This window comes from Paracoccus xiamenensis, assembly GCF_011308835.1.
Classification (GTDB): domain Bacteria; phylum Pseudomonadota; class Alphaproteobacteria; order Rhodobacterales; family Rhodobacteraceae; genus Paracoccus; species Paracoccus xiamenensis.
Genome location: NZ_JAAOHY010000008.1, coordinates 18789 through 34122 on the forward strand (window position 1 = coordinate 18789; position 15334 = coordinate 34122).

Below are 15334 nucleotides of genomic sequence, written 5' to 3' on the forward strand. Positions count from 1 at the left end.
GATAATGGGGCTATTCGGTGCGCCATGGCAGCGTGCCGCTTGGCAGTCGGCGGCCAAGGCGGTCTGCCAGGGTCACCAGCATCCCCACCAGCAGCAGCGACATGACCGAAAGCGCGGCTGCGCCGGTCGAATTGCCCTCGTATTGCATCGAGAAGATCTGCACGCCGACGGTTTCATTTCCCGCCGACCACAGCAGCGCCGACAGCGTCAGCTCGTTGATTGCGGTCATGAAGATCAGCATTCCGCCCGCAATCGCCGAAGGTGCGAGCGCAGGGGCCGCCACGAACGCGATGCGGCGCAGAAGGCCCGCGCTGGCAATGCGCGCCGCCTCGTCCAGCGATGGGTCCGATGCGGCGATGCTGGCCTCGACCGGGCGCAGGGCCATGGGCAGGAACCGGCCCAGATAGGCGATCAGAAGGATCAATCCCGTTCCATAGATCGAAACGCCGATCACCGGCAGCGGTCGCAGATAGACAAGGATGATCGCCAGCGCCAGCACCGTTCCGGGCACCACGAAAGCCGCCTCGGCCAGCAGGCTCAACAATCTGGCGGGGCGATTTTTCGCGGTGATGGCCAACCAGCCCAGCAGGATGCTGATCGCGGCGCAGATCGCGGCAGCCAGCCCGGCGAGCGTAAAGGAGTTGGCAAAGGCGCGTCTGACGGCGGGGTTTGCAAATGCTTCCGTGAAGTTCTTGAGGCTGGCGGTGTCCAGCCCGAACCTGACCCCAAGCGCGGGGACCAGCGAGGTCGTCACAAGCGCGATGATCGGCAGGATTGCCAGCCAGATCAGGGCCAGCCACAGCACAGCCAGGATCGGCCACTTGCCGCGCCCCGGCGCGAACCCGCGAAACACCGCGCCTGCCGGCAGCGGCACCGCCAGCCTGCGCAGCAATATCTGCCGCAGCAGCAGTGCGGCGGCGGCCAGCAGCACCAGCACCAATGCCATCGCGGACACACGCCCGATGACATCCGGCCCAAAGCCGTTCAGCCGTTGATAGATCAGCGTTGTCAGCACCGGAAACCTGCCCGGAATGCCAAGAAGCGCGGGGATGCCGAAATTCCCGATGGCGGCCGCGAAGGCCAGAACCGAACCCGCCGCAGCAGCAGGCAGCGCCAGCGGCAGGACGATCCGCCGCGCGATGCGCGATGGACTGGCACCGGCGATGCGTGCGGCCTCGACCAGATCGGCGGGGATCGAGGACAGGCTTGCGCGGACGGCGATAAAGACAAGCGGCATATGCTCCAGCCCCATCAACCAGGCGATGCCGCTACCGGAATAAAGGGGGTTGGGCGTGCCGGGCGCGGGCGCCAGACCAAGCGGGGTCAATACGGTTGAGCCGCTTCCCATCAGCTCGATCCAGGCCAATGCCATGATCTGCGACGGAATCAGCAGCGGCGAAAGCGCCAGAAAGCTGATCAGCGCGCGGCCGGGCAGACGCATCAGGCCCGTCGCCAGCGCCAGCGCGGTGCCGAGCAAAGCCGACACCGCGACCGAGCCGCTTGCCACGGCCAGCGTATTCCAGAAAGCCCGCTGAAAGGCCCGCCCGGAAAGCGCTTCCCGCATCAGGCCGAAAATCTGACCTTCCTCGCCCGGGGCGAAGGACAGGGCGAACAGCCGGATCAGCGGCCAGACGCCCGTCACGAGGATATAGACAGCAAGAAGAGCGACGATCAGGTGAACGCCGCCCTTGCCGTGGGTTCGCCCCGCCTTATCAGCCACCAAAAAGGTCAGCGAACTGCTCTTTGTTGGTCTGATCGTCGGCGATCAGCTGCGCGGCATCCAACGACAGGATGTTCAGGCCGTTCATCGCCGGATAGCCTTCGGGTGCGGCGACGCCTTCGGTGATCGGGAAATAGCCTTGTTCGACCGACTGGGTCTGCGCCGCTTGCGACAGCTGCCAGTCGATGAAGGCCTTGGCGGCTTCCTCGTTATCGGTGCCCTTGACGATGGCGATGGGCTGGGTGATCGCGCTGACGCCCTGTTCCGGCCAGACGAAATCGACCGGAGAGCCGTCAGCCTTGGCATTCATCGCCATGTATTCGATGATGATGCCATAGGCCTTTTCGCCCCGTGCGACGGCCTCGATCACGGTGCCGTTGCCTTGCCCGGCGACGGCGCCGTTCTCGGCCAGTTCCTCATAAAAGCCCCAGCCGAATTCAGGCTGCTGCGCCATGGTGCCGACGTGGATGACAGCGGCACCGGAATAAAGCGGGCTCGGCATGATCAGCGACGAGGCGACTTCGGGGGCGCGCAGGTCGTTCCATGAGGTCGGCGCGGTCTCGACCATTTCGGTGTTATAGACGATGCCGGTGGTAATCAGCTTGGTGCCGAAGAACGCCTTGTCCGCGTCGATGACATCGGCGGGGATGCCTTCGACCGGCGCGTCGGCATAGGGCAGCAGCCGGTCATCCTGCTTCAGTTGGGTCATGGCGACCGCATCAGCGATCAGCAGCACATCGGCGGGGGTCGATCCTGCCGTAAACTCTGCCTGCAGCTTCGACATCAGCTCGGTCGTGCCGGTGCGGAACACCTCGACCTCGACCTCGGGATAGTCCTTGTTGAAGGCCTCGACCACGGTGGCCATCTGTTCCTGCGGCTGCGAGGTATAGACGGTAAGCGTGCCCGACGGGGCCGCGAATGCCGGTGCGATCATACCGGCAGAGACAAGGCTGAGAGCAGTTGCGATACGCATTTTGTTCTTTCCTGAATTTGATTCCGGCCCTGACTAGCGACCGGGTTTGAAATATTCGTGACAGTTCCATTGCGTGCCGTGCATGAGCGGTTCCCACAGGCGGATTGCAGCATTCTCCATCCGGTGATGGGGGCCGGGTGCCAGACGGTCATGCAGCACGCGATCGGTGCCGGAATGGGCGACGATCAATGTTGGCACGGCAAGATCAATCCCGGCAAAGGCGGCGAATGTCCGCGCCTGAAACGCCTGTGGCGATTCACCGCCGGGCGGGGTTTCGTCCCGGCGCAGGGCGGTGCGGGGCAGGCCTTCCCACGCGCCCCAGTTCCGCTCTGCCAGCCCGTCCAGCACCGTGACGGGAAGCTGCAGGGCTTCGGCGGCGGCTTCTGCGGTCTGGCGCGCGCGCAACAGCGGCGATGAGATGATCTGCGCAAGCGCGGTGCCCCGCAGGAAATCTGCTGCCTGCCGGGCCTGTTCATGGCCGGTCTGGTTCAGCGGCAGATCGGTGCTGCCGATGATGAGTTCCTGGGCGTTCGACTCGGTCTGGCCGTGGCGCAGAAACAGGAACGCACCTGCGGGGATGGTTACCATGTGATGCTCCGATCGGTTGCCCATCGCGTTTCCGGGAAGGCGTCGGGCAGATCCTGCCGTGCCTTGGGCGTCGCAAAGGCCGGTATGACCAGCCGGGCCCTTGTCTGCGTCAACAGTTGCCCCAGCGTCGCGCGATCAGGATGGACATTCCAGCGAAAACGCCTTGCGCGGCCGTCCTGAACCCATGATGCGGCGGGCGAGCCGTGCGACAGATGGCCGGTGAATATGATGGGCACCCCTGCCGCCAGCGCACGCGGCCCCAGTTCCTGCGACAGTCCGCTGCCGCAATTCGCGCCGGCAGCGATCATGATGCCGTCCAGCGGGCCGTCAGGGCGCAGGCTGCGCGCTTCCTGCAACAGCCGGCGAAGCCGCGCCGCGCCCCCTTCCGCCAGCCAACCGGGAAAGCCGGTCAGGGTCTCGGCCACGCCCCGGATCTGGTCGCAGATCGCGACGGACAGCCCCCGGTCAAGGCATGCAAGCGCGATTTCCAGCCCACGGCCAGCGGGTGGCGCTGGCAACAGGCAAGGCCCAGTACCGGCCTTCGCCAGCAGCGCAGTCGTTTGCGCGTGAACATCGTCCTTCTCGACCCCGTAGGAACAATCGAGAACGGCAATCTCTGCCGGCGGCAATGGCCCGACCGGCAGCAGCCCCAGACCTTCGGCATAGTCGCCGCTATAGACCAGTCCCGACGTGCCGCCGACGCGCATCCAGACCGCGCCGGGCGCATGGCCCGCAGGACCGGTTTCGACTTCGACACCGGCGATCTGACCCCGCAGGGGCAGGTCACGCGCAGCGCGCAAGGCGGCGATTTCGCTCAGCGCGCGCGTCGGGGCCGTCGCATATACGGGCGGCCCGCCGATCCGCCCCAGCCAGTCGAGCGCGCCTGTATGATCGGCATGACAATGAGAGATCAGCACCGCATCAACCGGCCCGATCCCGTCCAGATCGGGCCTGCGCCCGGCATCCGGGCCACGACCCATGTCGAGAAGCAGCCGCGCGCCGTCAATTTCCAGCAGAAAGCAGGCGGGCCCCTTCGCGTCGAAGCCGCCCAAGGCCGTCAGGCGCTTCATGCTGGGACGCCGCGCCTTACCTCGGCCGGGGCAGCGATGGGCGTTTCCGGCACCCCGTCGCGCGGCAGCACCCAGCCGCCGCGAAGCGCGATGCGAAGCTTCTCGCCCTGCCGCGCGGGGCCGGGCAGCCGCAGGGGCAGCGCGTCCGCTTCCGGAAGCGCATCCAGCAGGACATCGGCAAGGTAATAGCCGTCTTCGAAGCGGACCGCGCTGATGGTGCCGGCGATTCCTTCCGTCGACGGGCTCAGGTCGCGGGGGTGCAGGCACAGCCAGCCCGGACCATGTGCGACCTGACCCGGCACGGCGATGGTTCTGTCGCCGATGCGGATGCGGCAGGTTCTATCGGCAAGGCGTTCCTGAACGGTGACCGGCAAGGTCCGGCCATTGCCGACGAAGCGGGCGACCATCGGCGTTGCGGGCCGGTCGAACAGATCCATCGGCGTCGCCATCTGTTCGATCCGGCCGCGATCCATGACGCCCACCTGATCGGCGACGGCCATAGCCTCGTTCTGGTCATGGGTCACGAAGACCATGGTGCAGCCGGTCGCGGCATGGATGCGCCGGAACTCGGCCAGCATCGACTGGCGCAGATGGGCGTCCAGATTGGCCAGCGGTTCGTCAAGCAGCAGGATCCGGGGCCGTGCCGCCAGGCTGCGGGCAAGGGCGACGCGCTGCCGCTGCCCGCCGGAAAGCTCGTGAGGTTTGCGGTCGAACATGTCACCCAGGCCGACCATACGCAGCGCATCCAGAACGCGCGCCTCTCGTTCGACCCTCGGCAGGCGATTGAGGCCGAAGCCAATATTGCCCGCCACGCTCATATGCGGCCAAAGCGCGTAGGACTGGAACACCATCCCGAGCGCGCGCTGTTCAGGTTCGACAAAGCGACCCGGCGCGGCGACAACCTGCCCGCCTAGCGCGATCTCGCCCTCATCGGGACGTTCCAGCCCGGCAATCAGGCGCAGCAAGGTTGTCTTCCCGCAGCCCGACGGGCCAAGAAGCGCCAGAAAGCGCCCCGATTCCAGCGTCGTCGAAACATTGTCGACGGCAGGGGTATTGCCGAACCGTCGTGAAACACGCTTGAAACTGATCTCTGCCATGGCGCTGCGATAAGCCGAAATTGCGACGGATTTGTAAAGGCGCCTTTCTGCCGGTCAGTCGCCGATCCTTGCGGCAAGTTCGCGATGGAGGTCGTCATAGGCTTTCGCGACAGTCCCGCATAACGCCGTTGTCGGCAACTGTTTCGCGGTCAACTTAGCCGGTGGCGGAACAGCCATGCCGCCAATGGAAGCGTCACCGCCGCCACCGCCAGCAGCGGGATGAAATCGAATGACACCTCGCGCAGTGTCGCGCCCTCCAGATAGACGCGGCGGACGAGGTCAATCCCGAAGCGCAGCGGATTGGCGTAAGTGGCCCATTGCAGGATCTCGGGCATGTTCTGTACCGGGGTCAACAGACCTGAAAGCAGCATCAGCGGCATGATGACGATGAATGTGTACAGCATCGCCTGCTGCATTGTCAGCGCAATGGCCGAGATCGACAGGCCAAGCCCGACCGCCGCCGTGGTGAACGTGACCAGGCCCAGATACATCAGCCAGACTTGCCCGTTCATCGGGATGCCGAACCAGTATCGGATGATCAGAAAAATGATGGTCGATTGCAGCAACCCGACAAGGATCGACGGCAGTGCCTTGCCGATCAGGATTTGCGTCGGTGTCAGCGGTGTGACCAGAAGCTGATCGAATGTGCCTTGTTCACGCTCCCGCGCCACCGAAAGCGCCGCCAGCATCAGCGTTTGCAGCATGGAAAGCGATGCGATCAGCGCGGGCATCAGGTTCCAGCGGGATTCGAAATTGGGGTTGAACCATGCCCGCCTGACAATGGTCAGCGGCGTGGTCGCCCCCTGATCGGCGTTATATCCCGCAACAATGGACGACACATAGGCAGAGGCCAGCCCCGCCGTCGACGAATTGCGTCCATCCAGAATGACCTGCACCGGCGCCTCGGCACCCCCGGCCAGCTTTGCCGCGAAATCGGGCTGAAATTGCAGCACCAGCAGCGCGTCGCCGCTTTCGATCTGGCCCGCGATCTGACTGGTGTTTTCCAGTGTCGCGATGCGGTGGAAGACTCCTGTGCCCTCCAGCCGGGCGACGATCTCGGTCGAGGCCGCGCTGCGGCTTTGATCCAGCACCGCAAAGGGCGCGTGGGTCAGGTCATAGGTTGCGCCATAGCCGAACAGCAGCGCCTGCATCAGCGCGGGCGCAAACAGCAAGGTGCGGCTTGACGGATCCTTCAGGATCGCCAGCAATTCCTTGCGGATGAGGGCCAGCAGTTGAGAAAGAAACAGCATCGCCTAGTCCAGCTTTTTCGCCAATGTGCGATGCGTGGCCCAGATTAGCAGCGCCGCATAAAGCGACAGGATGACAAGGCCGCGCAGGACCGTCGGCCAATAATTCCCGGCAAGGAACAGGGTCTTGATCACCGACATGAAATGCGTTGCCGGCAGCGCCTGCGAGATGACCTGAACCACCGCCGGAACATTGCGCAGATCGAAGACAAAGCCCGACAGCATCATCGCCGGCATGAAGCTGAGCAGCAGCGCCATCTGACTGGCCGCGAACTGGTTTCGCGTGGTGCCCGAAATCCAAAGCCCCAACCCAAGCGAGACCAGTAGATACAGCATCGAAGACAGGATCACGAGCCAGAGAGACCCGCGCATCGGCACCTCGAACAGATATCTTGCGGCCAGCAGGCACATGATCAGGTCAATCGCGCCGATGATCAGATAGGGCGCCAGTTTCGACAGCACCAGTTCCAGCGGGCGCACCGGGGTTACGAACAGCGATTCCAGCGTCCCGCGCTCCCATTCCCGCGCGATCAGAAGCGAGGTCAGGAAGGCGCCGATCAGCGTCATCACCAGCACGATCAAGCCGGGGACCAGAAACCAGGTGCTGTTGTTCGCCTCGTTGAACCATGTCCGCGCGATCACGGTCACGCCGCTGCCGGTGAAGCGTGTATCCTGCCGGTCGGCAAGGTGCTGCAGCGCATTGGTGATCGCGCCGGTGGCATAACCCTCGATCGTCTGGGCGGTGTTGGAATCGACACCGTTCAGGATCAGTTGCAGCGTGCCGCGCCCCTGCGCCAGATTGGCGGTGAATTCCGCGGGCACGCGCAGAATGGCGTCGGCATCGCCCGCGCGGATCATCGCCTCGGCTTCGGGCATGGAATGCAGCCAGATCGGGCTGAGGTAATCGGTCCCCGCAAGCCCCGCCACGGCGTTCAGCGTGATGGGCGAGCTGTCCTCCAGCACCACAGCAATGCGGGCATCGGTGACGTCGAAGGACAGGCCGTAACCGAACAACAGGATCAGCACCAGGGGCAGCAGAAGGCCCACGACCAGATTGCTGCGGTCGCGCAGCATCTGGCGGGTTTCCTTGCGCGTCAGCGCAACCAACCGAGAGGCAAAGCCCGATCCGCTCATGCCGCCACCTGCCGCGATCTGCTGTTTTCGCGATGCTGTTCCACGACCGCGATAAAGGCGTCATTCATGGTCTGCCCGGCACCGTCGCCGGCGCGCGCACGAACCTGCTTCGGGGTGCCGATGATCAGCATTTCACCGGCATCCTGAATGGCGATACGGTCGCAATATTCGGCCTCTTCCATGAAATGGGTGGTGATGATGATGGTCACGCCGGTGCCGGCAAGCGCGGTGATCGTGCGCCAGAAGGCGCGCCGCGCCAGCGGGTCGATGCCGCTGGTCGGTTCGTCCAGAAACAGGATCTCCGGCTGGTGTAGCAGCCCCGTCGCCATTGCCAGCCGCTGCTTGAAACCGGCCGGCAGCTGGCCGCTTTGCGCCGCAGGGTCAAGGTCGAACTGCGCGACAACCTCGTTTATCCGGGCCTTCAGGGCGCGCCCCCGCAGCCCATAGGCACCCCCGAAGAATTCCAGATTCTTGCGGATCGACAGATTGCCATAAAGCGCGAATTTCTGCGCGACATAGCCGATCCGGGCACGGGCCTGTGCGCGGGCGGTGCGCAGATCGCGGCCCGCGACCTCCAGATGCCCGCTGGTGGCCGGCAGCAAGCCGCAAAGCATGCGGAACGTAGTCGTCTTGCCAGCGCCATTCGGACCCAGAAGCCCGAAGATCTCGCCGCGCGCAACGTCGAAAGAGGTGCTGGCGACGGCGGTGAAATCCCCGAATGTCCGCACCAGATCGCGCACGACAATCACCGGTTTGTCGTCGGTGGCGGGGCGTTGGGTGTTGGCTGCCTCAGGCGCGGGGCCTGCTGGGGCGTCCTTGTCCTGTGCGCGCAACAGCATCATGAAGGCGTCTTCAAGTTCTTCGGTTCGAGCTTCGGTTTCGATCCCGTCCAGCAGTTGGCGCAGATCGGCATCACCTGCGTCCGGCTGCTTGATAAAGCGGACATTGCCCGCCTGCGGCATGGCGTCGATCACCAGATCGCGGGCGTCGATCAGCCGGGCCTGCAATTCACGCGCGGGCACGCCGGGCGGGGGCAGGGCGGTGAAGGTCAGCTCCTTGGCGCGCGCCGTCAGTTCGGCTGGCGAGCCATCGGCCAGAAGCCGCCCCTTATCCATGACAAAGACCTGCGCGCAACGCTCTGCCTCGTCCATATAGGCGGTGCTGACGATCACGCTGAGACCTTCATCATCGACAAGCTGCTGGACGATCTTCCACAGGTCCCGGCGCGACAATGGATCGACCCCGACGCTGGGTTCATCCAGCAGCAGCAGATCAGGTGAACGGACCAAAGTGCAGGCCAGCCCCAGCTTCTGCTTCATACCGCCCGAAAGCTTGCCAGCCGGACGTTCGGTGAAGCGCGCCATATCGGTCATTTCCAGCATGCGCCCGAAACGTTCCTGCCGCTGATCCATCGGCACACCATGCAGATCGGCATAAAGATCCAGATTTTCCTGAACGCTCAGATCCTCATACAAGCCAAAGCGTTGCGGCATATAGCTGATCCTGTCCTGTACCGATTGCGGATCCTGCGCCACGTCGATACCAAGCACCGAAAGCCTGCCCGATTGCGGTTTGAGAAGGCCCGCGAACATCCGCATCAGCGTCGTCTTGCCAGCACCATCCGGGCCGACAAGGGCGGTCAGCTCGCCCTCGCGCACGCGCATCGACAGGCCATCCACCGCCACGACCTCGCCGACATCCGCATCGTCGAATGTCCTGCGCAGATCCTCGGCGGTCACGGTGAATCCGGTCATGCCTCTGCCCCGGTCTCCAGCCGGACCGTCACCGGCTGGCCAAGGCGCAGCACATCGGCCTGATCGGCGACGATCACATGCACCTCATAGACAAGGCTGGTGCGCAACTCTTCTGTCTGCACACTTTTCGGCGTGAACTCCGCAACCGAGGAGATATAGCCGACCTTGCCCGCGACCGGCTGGTCGGGATGGCTGTCGGCAAGAACCTCGGCCTGCATGCCGGGGCTGATCCGGCCCAGATCGGGCTCGCTGACGTAAACGCGCACCCATTTCGGCTGCGTCAGCGCCAGCGAAAAGACCGGCGTGCTGGCGCTGACCATGTCGCCCGGCTCGCGCAGCCGCGAGCGGACAACGGCGTGATCGGGTGCGATCAGCTCGCCTTGCGTGATCTGGTGGCGCAGCAGTTCAAGCTGCGCTTCCGCCGCGCGCAGCTGCGCCTCTGCCCCGGCGATATCTTCGGCGCGAAAGCCTGCCTCGATCAGATCCAGCGCCGCACGCGCCTGCGCGACGGCTGCCGCCGTTGCCGCTGCCTGCGCCTGTGCTTGTTCCAGACTTTGTTGGCTGGCCGCCCCGCTGCGCGACGAACGAAGCTGGGCAATCCGCGCCAGATCCTGCTGGGCCAGTTCATCCGTTGCCTCGGCGGAATCAAGTTGGGCCTGTGCCTGCGCGATCTCTTCGGGCCGGGAACCGTTCTGCAGCTTCAACAGCGCCTGCCGCTGTGCTTCGACCGTTGCCTGCTGGGCGTCGGCCTGCAATTGCAGGCTGCGCGTATCCAGCAGCCCGACGACCTGGCCCTTTTCTACCTGATCGCCTTCTTCCAGCCGCAATTCGCTGATGCGCCCGGTGCCTTCAAACGCAAGCGCGACCTGCCGGATATCGACATTTCCGTAAAGCGTCAGATCGCCACCTTCGGCGCTGCTGCGCTGGCTCCACCAATACCAGCCTCCGGCTACTGCGGCGAGGATGACGATAACGGGGATCAGCTTTTTCATCGCGTAATCTCTTGGCTGAGGGGCGGGGGAGTGATTCTGCGGCTTGACCAGTAATCTAAAAATGATTTAATTTAAATCGTGATTAAAGTCTAGATGGCAGTTCGGGGAAGCGTGATGGCAGCCGAAACTCAGCGCCCGGCACGTAACAGGCGGATCGGCCGGTTGCTTGCGATGGTCGCTGACCTCGACCGATCCGCCGGTATTTGGTGGCGGTCGTGGCATGATGAGCTATGAAGAATACGCCTTGCGCGCCGACGCCGCGACCGGGGCAGGGCGATACCGTCATCCTGTTCGTCCACGGCTATAACAACAGCTATCAGGAGGCCGTCTTCCGGTTGGCGAGCCTGACGGCTGAAGCCGCACAATCGGCCGAGACGGCGGCAGGTCCGCTGCGCAATGTTCGTCAGAAAGGCGCTTTTGTCCTGGACGGCGCTGGCAGGTTGCTGACTGCCGTTGCGCAATGACGCGTATGCGACCACGCTGTCGCGCAAGTTCGTCGGGGCACCCGGGGCCGGGCGCGACCGCATTGAAAAGGACCGTATGGGCAAGATGACCAAAGCAACCCGCGCCGATGGCGAGGCGACCCGCAAGCGCATTCTGGAAGCCGCAGGCGAATTGATCGCCACGAAAGGACTTGCCGGGGCGCCGAGCAAGTTGATCGCGGCGACGGCAGGGGCAGACATGGCCTCTATCAACTATCATTTCGGCAATCGCGACGGGCTGTATCAGGCCGTTCTGGTCGAGGCGCATCGCCGCATCATCGACAGGGCCGATATCGAGCGGATCGCGACTTCGGACGCCCCCGCCAGCGACAAGCTGAAATCACTGATTACGTTCTTCATCGCCAGCGGATCAGGCAGTGATCGCTGGCCGGTGATCGTGTTGTTCAGGGAATTGCTCGCCCCCGGCCCGCATATCAAGGTGCTGCGCGATGTCGAGGTCCTGCCCAAGCTGCTGATGGTCCTGCCCATCCTCAGCGAGATCACCTCGATCCCAGAAAATGACCCGAAGCTCTGGGCCTGCCTTCCATGTATCGGGGCTCCGTGCCTCGCATTGTTGCTGGTCGGTCGAAATACGCCTTTCAGCGAGGTGCTTTTCGACCAGTCACAACAGGCAATTGTGGATCATCTGTACAGCTTTGCCCTGGGCGGGCTGGAAGCGGTCGGCGAAGGATATCGCAAAGGCCAATCACGATCCGAGTGACTGCTGGGTTTTGGTCGGTGACGGGCTTGCAGCGCTGCGCCCTGACAGGTCGAGTCCCTACGTTGCTATTTGGCGCATTAGCTCGATGTGCCGCAATGGGCGTGCGCCCGATTGTCGCAATTATAACGCGATATGTTGACCATCGCTCAACCAAAAATACAATATATAGGCGAAGTGGCCCTTTGGTGGTCGAGGCGATCCAATAACAAATAGGTGGCCAGTATGCACATTTTTGTAGGGCTGACACAGCCCCTGCAGCCATATCGATCGATAAATCGAGGAGTGATTGTCAATGCAAACTGAGCCCGAAGGCATTGCAACAACTGGCCCGGCCCTGACCGGCGCGCATGACATTGCCGTCAACGTTGCATCCTCGATCAACGAATATCTCGACCGTGCGGACTGGCGCGTTAACGCAAATGCCAATCAGGGCTATTCGCTGGGTGGGCTGATCCTGAACGTCTCGGGCAAGGTGGTGGCCAATTACTGGTTGTCGCATGTCTATTCGCCTGAAATCGGGACCGCACACCGAGAAGGCGACCTGCACATCCACGATCTTGATATGCTGGCTGGCTACTGCGCCGGCTGGTCACTGCGCACGCTTTTGATCGAGGGCCTGAACGGCGTGCCGGGCAAGGTCGAATCCGGTCCGCCCAAGCGCCTGTCAAGCGCGGTCGGCCAGATCGTCAACTTTCTTGGCACGCTTCAGAATGAATGGGCCGGTGCGCAGGCGTTTTCGTCGTTCGACACCTATATGGCACCGTTCATACGCAAGGATAACCTCGGCTATGACGAGGTGCGGCAGGCAATCCAGGAATTGATATTCAATCTCAACGTGCCGTCACGCTGGGGTACGCAAACACCATTCACCAACCTGACATTCGACTGGGTCTGCCCAGAAGATCTGCGTGATCAGGTCCCGATTATCGGCGGGCGCGAGATGGATTTCCGCTATGGCGATCTTCAGGTCGAGATGGACATGATCAACCGCGCCTATATCGAGGTGATGATGCGCGGCGATGAAAAGGGGCGGGTCTTCACCTTTCCGATCCCGACCTACAATATCACGCCAGATTTCCCGTGGGAGAGCGAAAACGCCGAGCGCCTGTTCGAAATGACGGCGCGATATGGTCTGCCCTATTTTCAGAATTTCCTGAATTCGGATCTGAAGCCAAATATGGTGCGCTCGATGTGCTGCAGGCTTCAGCTTGACCTGACCGAGCTGCTGAAACGCGGCAACGGGTTGTTTGGCAGCGCAGAACAGACCGGCTCGATTGGCGTCGTTACCGTCAACTGCGCCCGCCTTGGCTATCTGCACAAGGGCGATGCGGGCGCGCTTTTCCGCAGGCTTGACGAATTGCTTGAACTTGGCCGCGACAGCCTTGAGGTCAAGCGGACAGTTATCCAGGAACTGATGGATAACGGCCTGTTTCCCTATACCAAGCGGTATCTCGGTACATTGCGCAATCATTTCTCGACGCTTGGGGTCAATGGCGTCAACGAGATGATCCGTAACTTCACCGATGACGCCCACGACATCACCACCGAATGGGGCCACGCCTTTGCCATGCGGTTTCTTGATCATGTGCGGACGCGCATGACCGAGTTTCAGGAAGAGACAGGCCACCTTTACAATCTGGAGGCCACGCCGGCCGAAGGCACGACCTATCGCTTCGCCAAGGAAGACCGAAAGCGGTTTGCAGATATTCTGCAGGCCGGAACCGATCACGAGCCTTACTACACCAATTCCAGCCAGCTTCCGGTCGGCTTCACCGACGATCCGTTCGAGGCGCTGGAACGGCAGGAAGGGCTTCAGCGCAAATACACCGGCGGTACGGTGCTGCATCTTTACATGGGCACACGCCTGTCCTCGACCGAGGCCTGCCGCAAGCTGGTGCGCCGCGCGCTGGGAAATTTCGGACTGCCATATATCACCATCACGCCGACATTCTCGGTGTGCCCAAAGCACGGATACATCGCGGGGGAGCACGAGTTTTGCCCCCGATGTGACGAAGACCTCATCATGAAAAAGCGGCAGGCTGCCGCGCATTGAAGAAAGGCAAGAACATGTACGACATCAGGCCGACAACAGCGGGTGAAACGGTTGTTCTCAGCGATGAGGAACGCCAGCCCTGCGAGATCTGGACTCGGGTGATGGGCTATCATCGCCCTGTCTCATCCTTCAATCGCGGCAAGAAGGGAGAGTTCCACGAGCGGACCTATTTCAGCGAGAAGCAGGCGCAGCTTGACTGATATCCGCATCGGCGGCCTGGAACGCCTGTCTACCTGCGACTGGCCGGGCGAACTGGTCGCCACCGTCTTTCTTCAGGGCTGCCCATGGGACTGCCCCTATTGCCACAATCCACATCTCATCCCTGTTAAGGCCGATACGGCACTGGATTGGCACGAGGTGCTTGGCTTCCTCCGCTCGCGACGGGGCCTGCTGGATGGCGTTGTATTTTCCGGCGGAGAGCCGACATTGCAGCGCGGCTTGCCCAAAGCGATGAAGGCAGTGCGGGATCTGGGATTCAGGGTCGGCCTGCATAGTGGCGGTCCCTATCCGGCCCGCTTTGCATCGGCGCTGCCGTATTGCGATTGGGTCGGTTTCGATATCAAGGCGCCGTTCGCCCAATATGCCCATGTCACCGCAGCCAAGGGCAGCGGGGACAAGGCGCGTGAAAGCCTGAAGATGCTGCTTGCCAGCGGCGTCGCATATCAGGTGCGCACAACGGTCGATCCGGCATTGCTCGACCATGCGGCGGTGGCGCGGATCGGCGCGGAACTCACGGCCCTCGGTGTCACGCGGCATACCCTGCAGGAATGCCGGCAGGCAGGCACCCGGTTGACGGGCAGATCAGCCAGCCTGCCCAACAATACAATCACGGCAAAGATCGCTTCGGCCGTGTCGAGGCCAGTTTTGAAAGGACATTTCCATGAAGGGTAAAGCCTCATCGGTTGCCCAGCCGATTGCCGGAGCGGATGGCAATCGCGTGGATCTGCAACATGGCCGGACACCCGGCAATCACGAAAACCCCATGGCCGGATCGGCCGGTTGGGCATCGCGTCTGCCAGGTCACCGGGGGCTTGCCCGCATCGCCTGCACGATGGTGCAGCCGCTTCTGACCCGGACAGTTCGCAAGATTGCGCGAAACCACACATCGCTGTTCGCACGGCTCGGCCCATACCGCGAGGCGGATTTTCTGATCGATCCGGTCGAGCTTCCATTTGCGCTGCATCTGCGCCCCGACCCGGACAACCTGACCTTTTGCGCGGTTCCGCGCGATGCGGCACCGCCGGTGACGGCAACTATCCAAGGCCCCTTCATGCTGTTGCTGCAATTGATCGATGCCGATGAAGACGGCGATGCCGCCTTCTTCTCGCGCGCGCTGACAATTACCGGGGATACCGAAGCGGTGGTGCGTCTGCGTAACGCACTTGATGATGTGGACGGCTCGATCGCCGAGGAAACCGCCGGACTGTTCGGCCGCCCGGGTCAAGCGATCCTGAAACGGCTGCGGCGCAGCTATCATACTGAAAATACGGGAATCTGACGAAG

At 62.9% G+C, this 15334-nt stretch carries 15 protein-coding genes; 6 read left to right on the forward strand and 9 right to left on the reverse strand.

Features of this window, described 5'->3' with window-relative positions:
• Window positions 1-10: 10 nt before the first annotated feature.
• From G7044_RS14795 to G7044_RS14835, 9 genes are all read right to left on the reverse strand, one after another.
• Complete coding sequence (locus G7044_RS14795) at window positions 11-1720, reverse strand: ABC transporter permease (RefSeq protein ID WP_166330233.1); 1710 nt, start codon at window positions 1718-1720, stop codon at window positions 11-13.
• Entirely contained in the window at window positions 1713-2693 is a 981-nt protein-coding gene (locus G7044_RS14800) for an ABC transporter substrate-binding protein (protein WP_166330235.1), read from the reverse strand. Before G7044_RS14800 ends, G7044_RS14795 begins: the two co-directional genes overlap by 8 nt.
• 33 nt (window positions 2694-2726) lie before the next feature.
• Window positions 2727-3281: a histidine phosphatase family protein gene (locus G7044_RS14805; RefSeq protein ID WP_207630317.1), complete on the reverse strand. Its 555-nt coding sequence runs from the start codon at window positions 3279-3281 to the stop codon at window positions 2727-2729.
• Window positions 3275-4351 (reverse strand): MBL fold metallo-hydrolase, encoded by a 1077-nt coding sequence (locus G7044_RS14810; RefSeq protein WP_166330239.1) that lies wholly within the window; start codon window positions 4349-4351, stop codon window positions 3275-3277. Before G7044_RS14810 ends, G7044_RS14805 begins: the two co-directional genes overlap by 7 nt.
• Window positions 4348-5448 carry an ABC transporter ATP-binding protein gene (locus G7044_RS14815; RefSeq protein ID WP_166330241.1) on the reverse strand — a complete coding sequence of 367 codons (1101 nt, stop codon included), beginning with the start codon at window positions 5446-5448 and terminating at the stop codon, window positions 4348-4350. Before G7044_RS14815 ends, G7044_RS14810 begins: the two co-directional genes overlap by 4 nt.
• A 149-nt stretch (window positions 5449-5597) precedes the next feature.
• A complete protein-coding gene (locus G7044_RS14820) occupies window positions 5598-6698 on the reverse strand; it encodes an ABC transporter permease (protein ID WP_166330243.1) in 1101 nt (366 codons plus the stop codon).
• Between the two features lie 3 nt (window positions 6699-6701).
• Window positions 6702-7829, reverse strand: a complete 1128-nt coding sequence (locus G7044_RS14825; protein WP_166330245.1) for an ABC transporter permease — start codon at window positions 7827-7829, stop codon at window positions 6702-6704.
• Complete coding sequence (locus tag G7044_RS14830) at window positions 7826-9583, reverse strand: ATP-binding cassette domain-containing protein (protein ID WP_166330246.1); 1758 nt, start codon at window positions 9581-9583, stop codon at window positions 7826-7828. Before G7044_RS14830 ends, G7044_RS14825 begins: the two co-directional genes overlap by 4 nt.
• A complete protein-coding gene (locus G7044_RS14835) occupies window positions 9580-10575 on the reverse strand; it encodes an HlyD family efflux transporter periplasmic adaptor subunit (RefSeq protein ID WP_166330248.1) in 996 nt (331 codons plus the stop codon). Before G7044_RS14835 ends, G7044_RS14830 begins: the two co-directional genes overlap by 4 nt.
• A 230-nt stretch (window positions 10576-10805) precedes the next feature.
• Between G7044_RS14835 and G7044_RS14840 the strand changes: the two genes are divergently transcribed.
• The 6 genes from G7044_RS14840 (at window position 10806) to ubiT (ending at window position 15329) form a co-directional block, all read left to right on the forward strand.
• Entirely contained in the window at window positions 10806-11039 is a 234-nt protein-coding gene (locus G7044_RS14840; protein ID WP_166330250.1) for an alpha/beta hydrolase, read from the forward strand.
• Window positions 11029-11778: a TetR/AcrR family transcriptional regulator gene (locus G7044_RS14845; protein WP_207630318.1), complete on the forward strand. Its 750-nt coding sequence runs from the start codon at window positions 11029-11031 to the stop codon at window positions 11776-11778. Before G7044_RS14840 ends, G7044_RS14845 begins: the two co-directional genes overlap by 11 nt.
• A 292-nt stretch (window positions 11779-12070) precedes the next feature.
• Complete coding sequence (locus G7044_RS14850; RefSeq protein WP_166330252.1) at window positions 12071-13831, forward strand: ribonucleoside triphosphate reductase; 1761 nt, start codon at window positions 12071-12073, stop codon at window positions 13829-13831.
• Window positions 13832-13845: 14 nt separating this feature from the next.
• Window positions 13846-14031 (forward strand): anaerobic ribonucleoside-triphosphate reductase, encoded by a 186-nt coding sequence (nrdD, locus tag G7044_RS18175; RefSeq protein WP_166330254.1) that lies wholly within the window; start codon window positions 13846-13848, stop codon window positions 14029-14031.
• On the forward strand, window positions 14024-14722 hold the full coding sequence (locus tag G7044_RS14860) for an anaerobic ribonucleoside-triphosphate reductase activating protein (protein WP_166330256.1): 699 nt from the start codon (window positions 14024-14026) through the stop codon (window positions 14720-14722). The genes nrdD and G7044_RS14860 overlap by 8 nt, the downstream gene beginning before the upstream one ends.
• Complete coding sequence (gene ubiT / locus G7044_RS14865) at window positions 14712-15329, forward strand: ubiquinone anaerobic biosynthesis accessory factor UbiT (RefSeq protein WP_235931338.1); 618 nt, start codon at window positions 14712-14714, stop codon at window positions 15327-15329. The genes G7044_RS14860 and ubiT overlap by 11 nt, the downstream gene beginning before the upstream one ends.
• Window positions 15330-15334 lie beyond the last annotated feature (5 nt).

Excerpts from the sequence above, each read along its gene's own strand:
- G7044_RS14820 (WP_166330243.1), bottom strand. The coding sequence starts at position 6,698 with ATGCTGTTTCTTTCTCAACTGCTGGCCCTCATCCGCAAGGAATTGCTG.
- G7044_RS14840 (WP_166330250.1), top strand. The coding sequence starts at position 10,806 with ATGAAGAATACGCCTTGCGCGCCGACGCCGCGACCGGGGCAGGGCGAT.
- ubiT (WP_235931338.1), top strand. The coding sequence starts at position 14,712 with ATGAAGGGTAAAGCCTCATCGGTTGCCCAGCCGATTGCCGGAGCGGAT.
- G7044_RS14830 (WP_166330246.1), bottom strand. The coding sequence starts at position 9,583 with ATGACCGGATTCACCGTGACCGCCGAGGATCTGCGCAGGACATTCGAC.
- nrdD (WP_166330254.1), top strand. The coding sequence starts at position 13,846 with ATGTACGACATCAGGCCGACAACAGCGGGTGAAACGGTTGTTCTCAGC.
- G7044_RS14825 (WP_166330245.1), bottom strand. The coding sequence starts at position 7,829 with ATGAGCGGATCGGGCTTTGCCTCTCGGTTGGTTGCGCTGACGCGCAAG.
- G7044_RS14850 (WP_166330252.1), top strand. The coding sequence starts at position 12,071 with ATGCAAACTGAGCCCGAAGGCATTGCAACAACTGGCCCGGCCCTGACC.
- G7044_RS14815 (WP_166330241.1), bottom strand. The coding sequence starts at position 5,448 with ATGGCAGAGATCAGTTTCAAGCGTGTTTCACGACGGTTCGGCAATACC.
- G7044_RS14835 (WP_166330248.1), bottom strand. The coding sequence starts at position 10,575 with ATGAAAAAGCTGATCCCCGTTATCGTCATCCTCGCCGCAGTAGCCGGA.
- G7044_RS14810 (WP_166330239.1), bottom strand. The coding sequence starts at position 4,351 with ATGAAGCGCCTGACGGCCTTGGGCGGCTTCGACGCGAAGGGGCCCGCC.
- G7044_RS14800 (WP_166330235.1), bottom strand. The coding sequence starts at position 2,693 with ATGCGTATCGCAACTGCTCTCAGCCTTGTCTCTGCCGGTATGATCGCA.
- G7044_RS14805 (WP_207630317.1), bottom strand. The coding sequence starts at position 3,281 with ATGGTAACCATCCCCGCAGGTGCGTTCCTGTTTCTGCGCCACGGCCAG.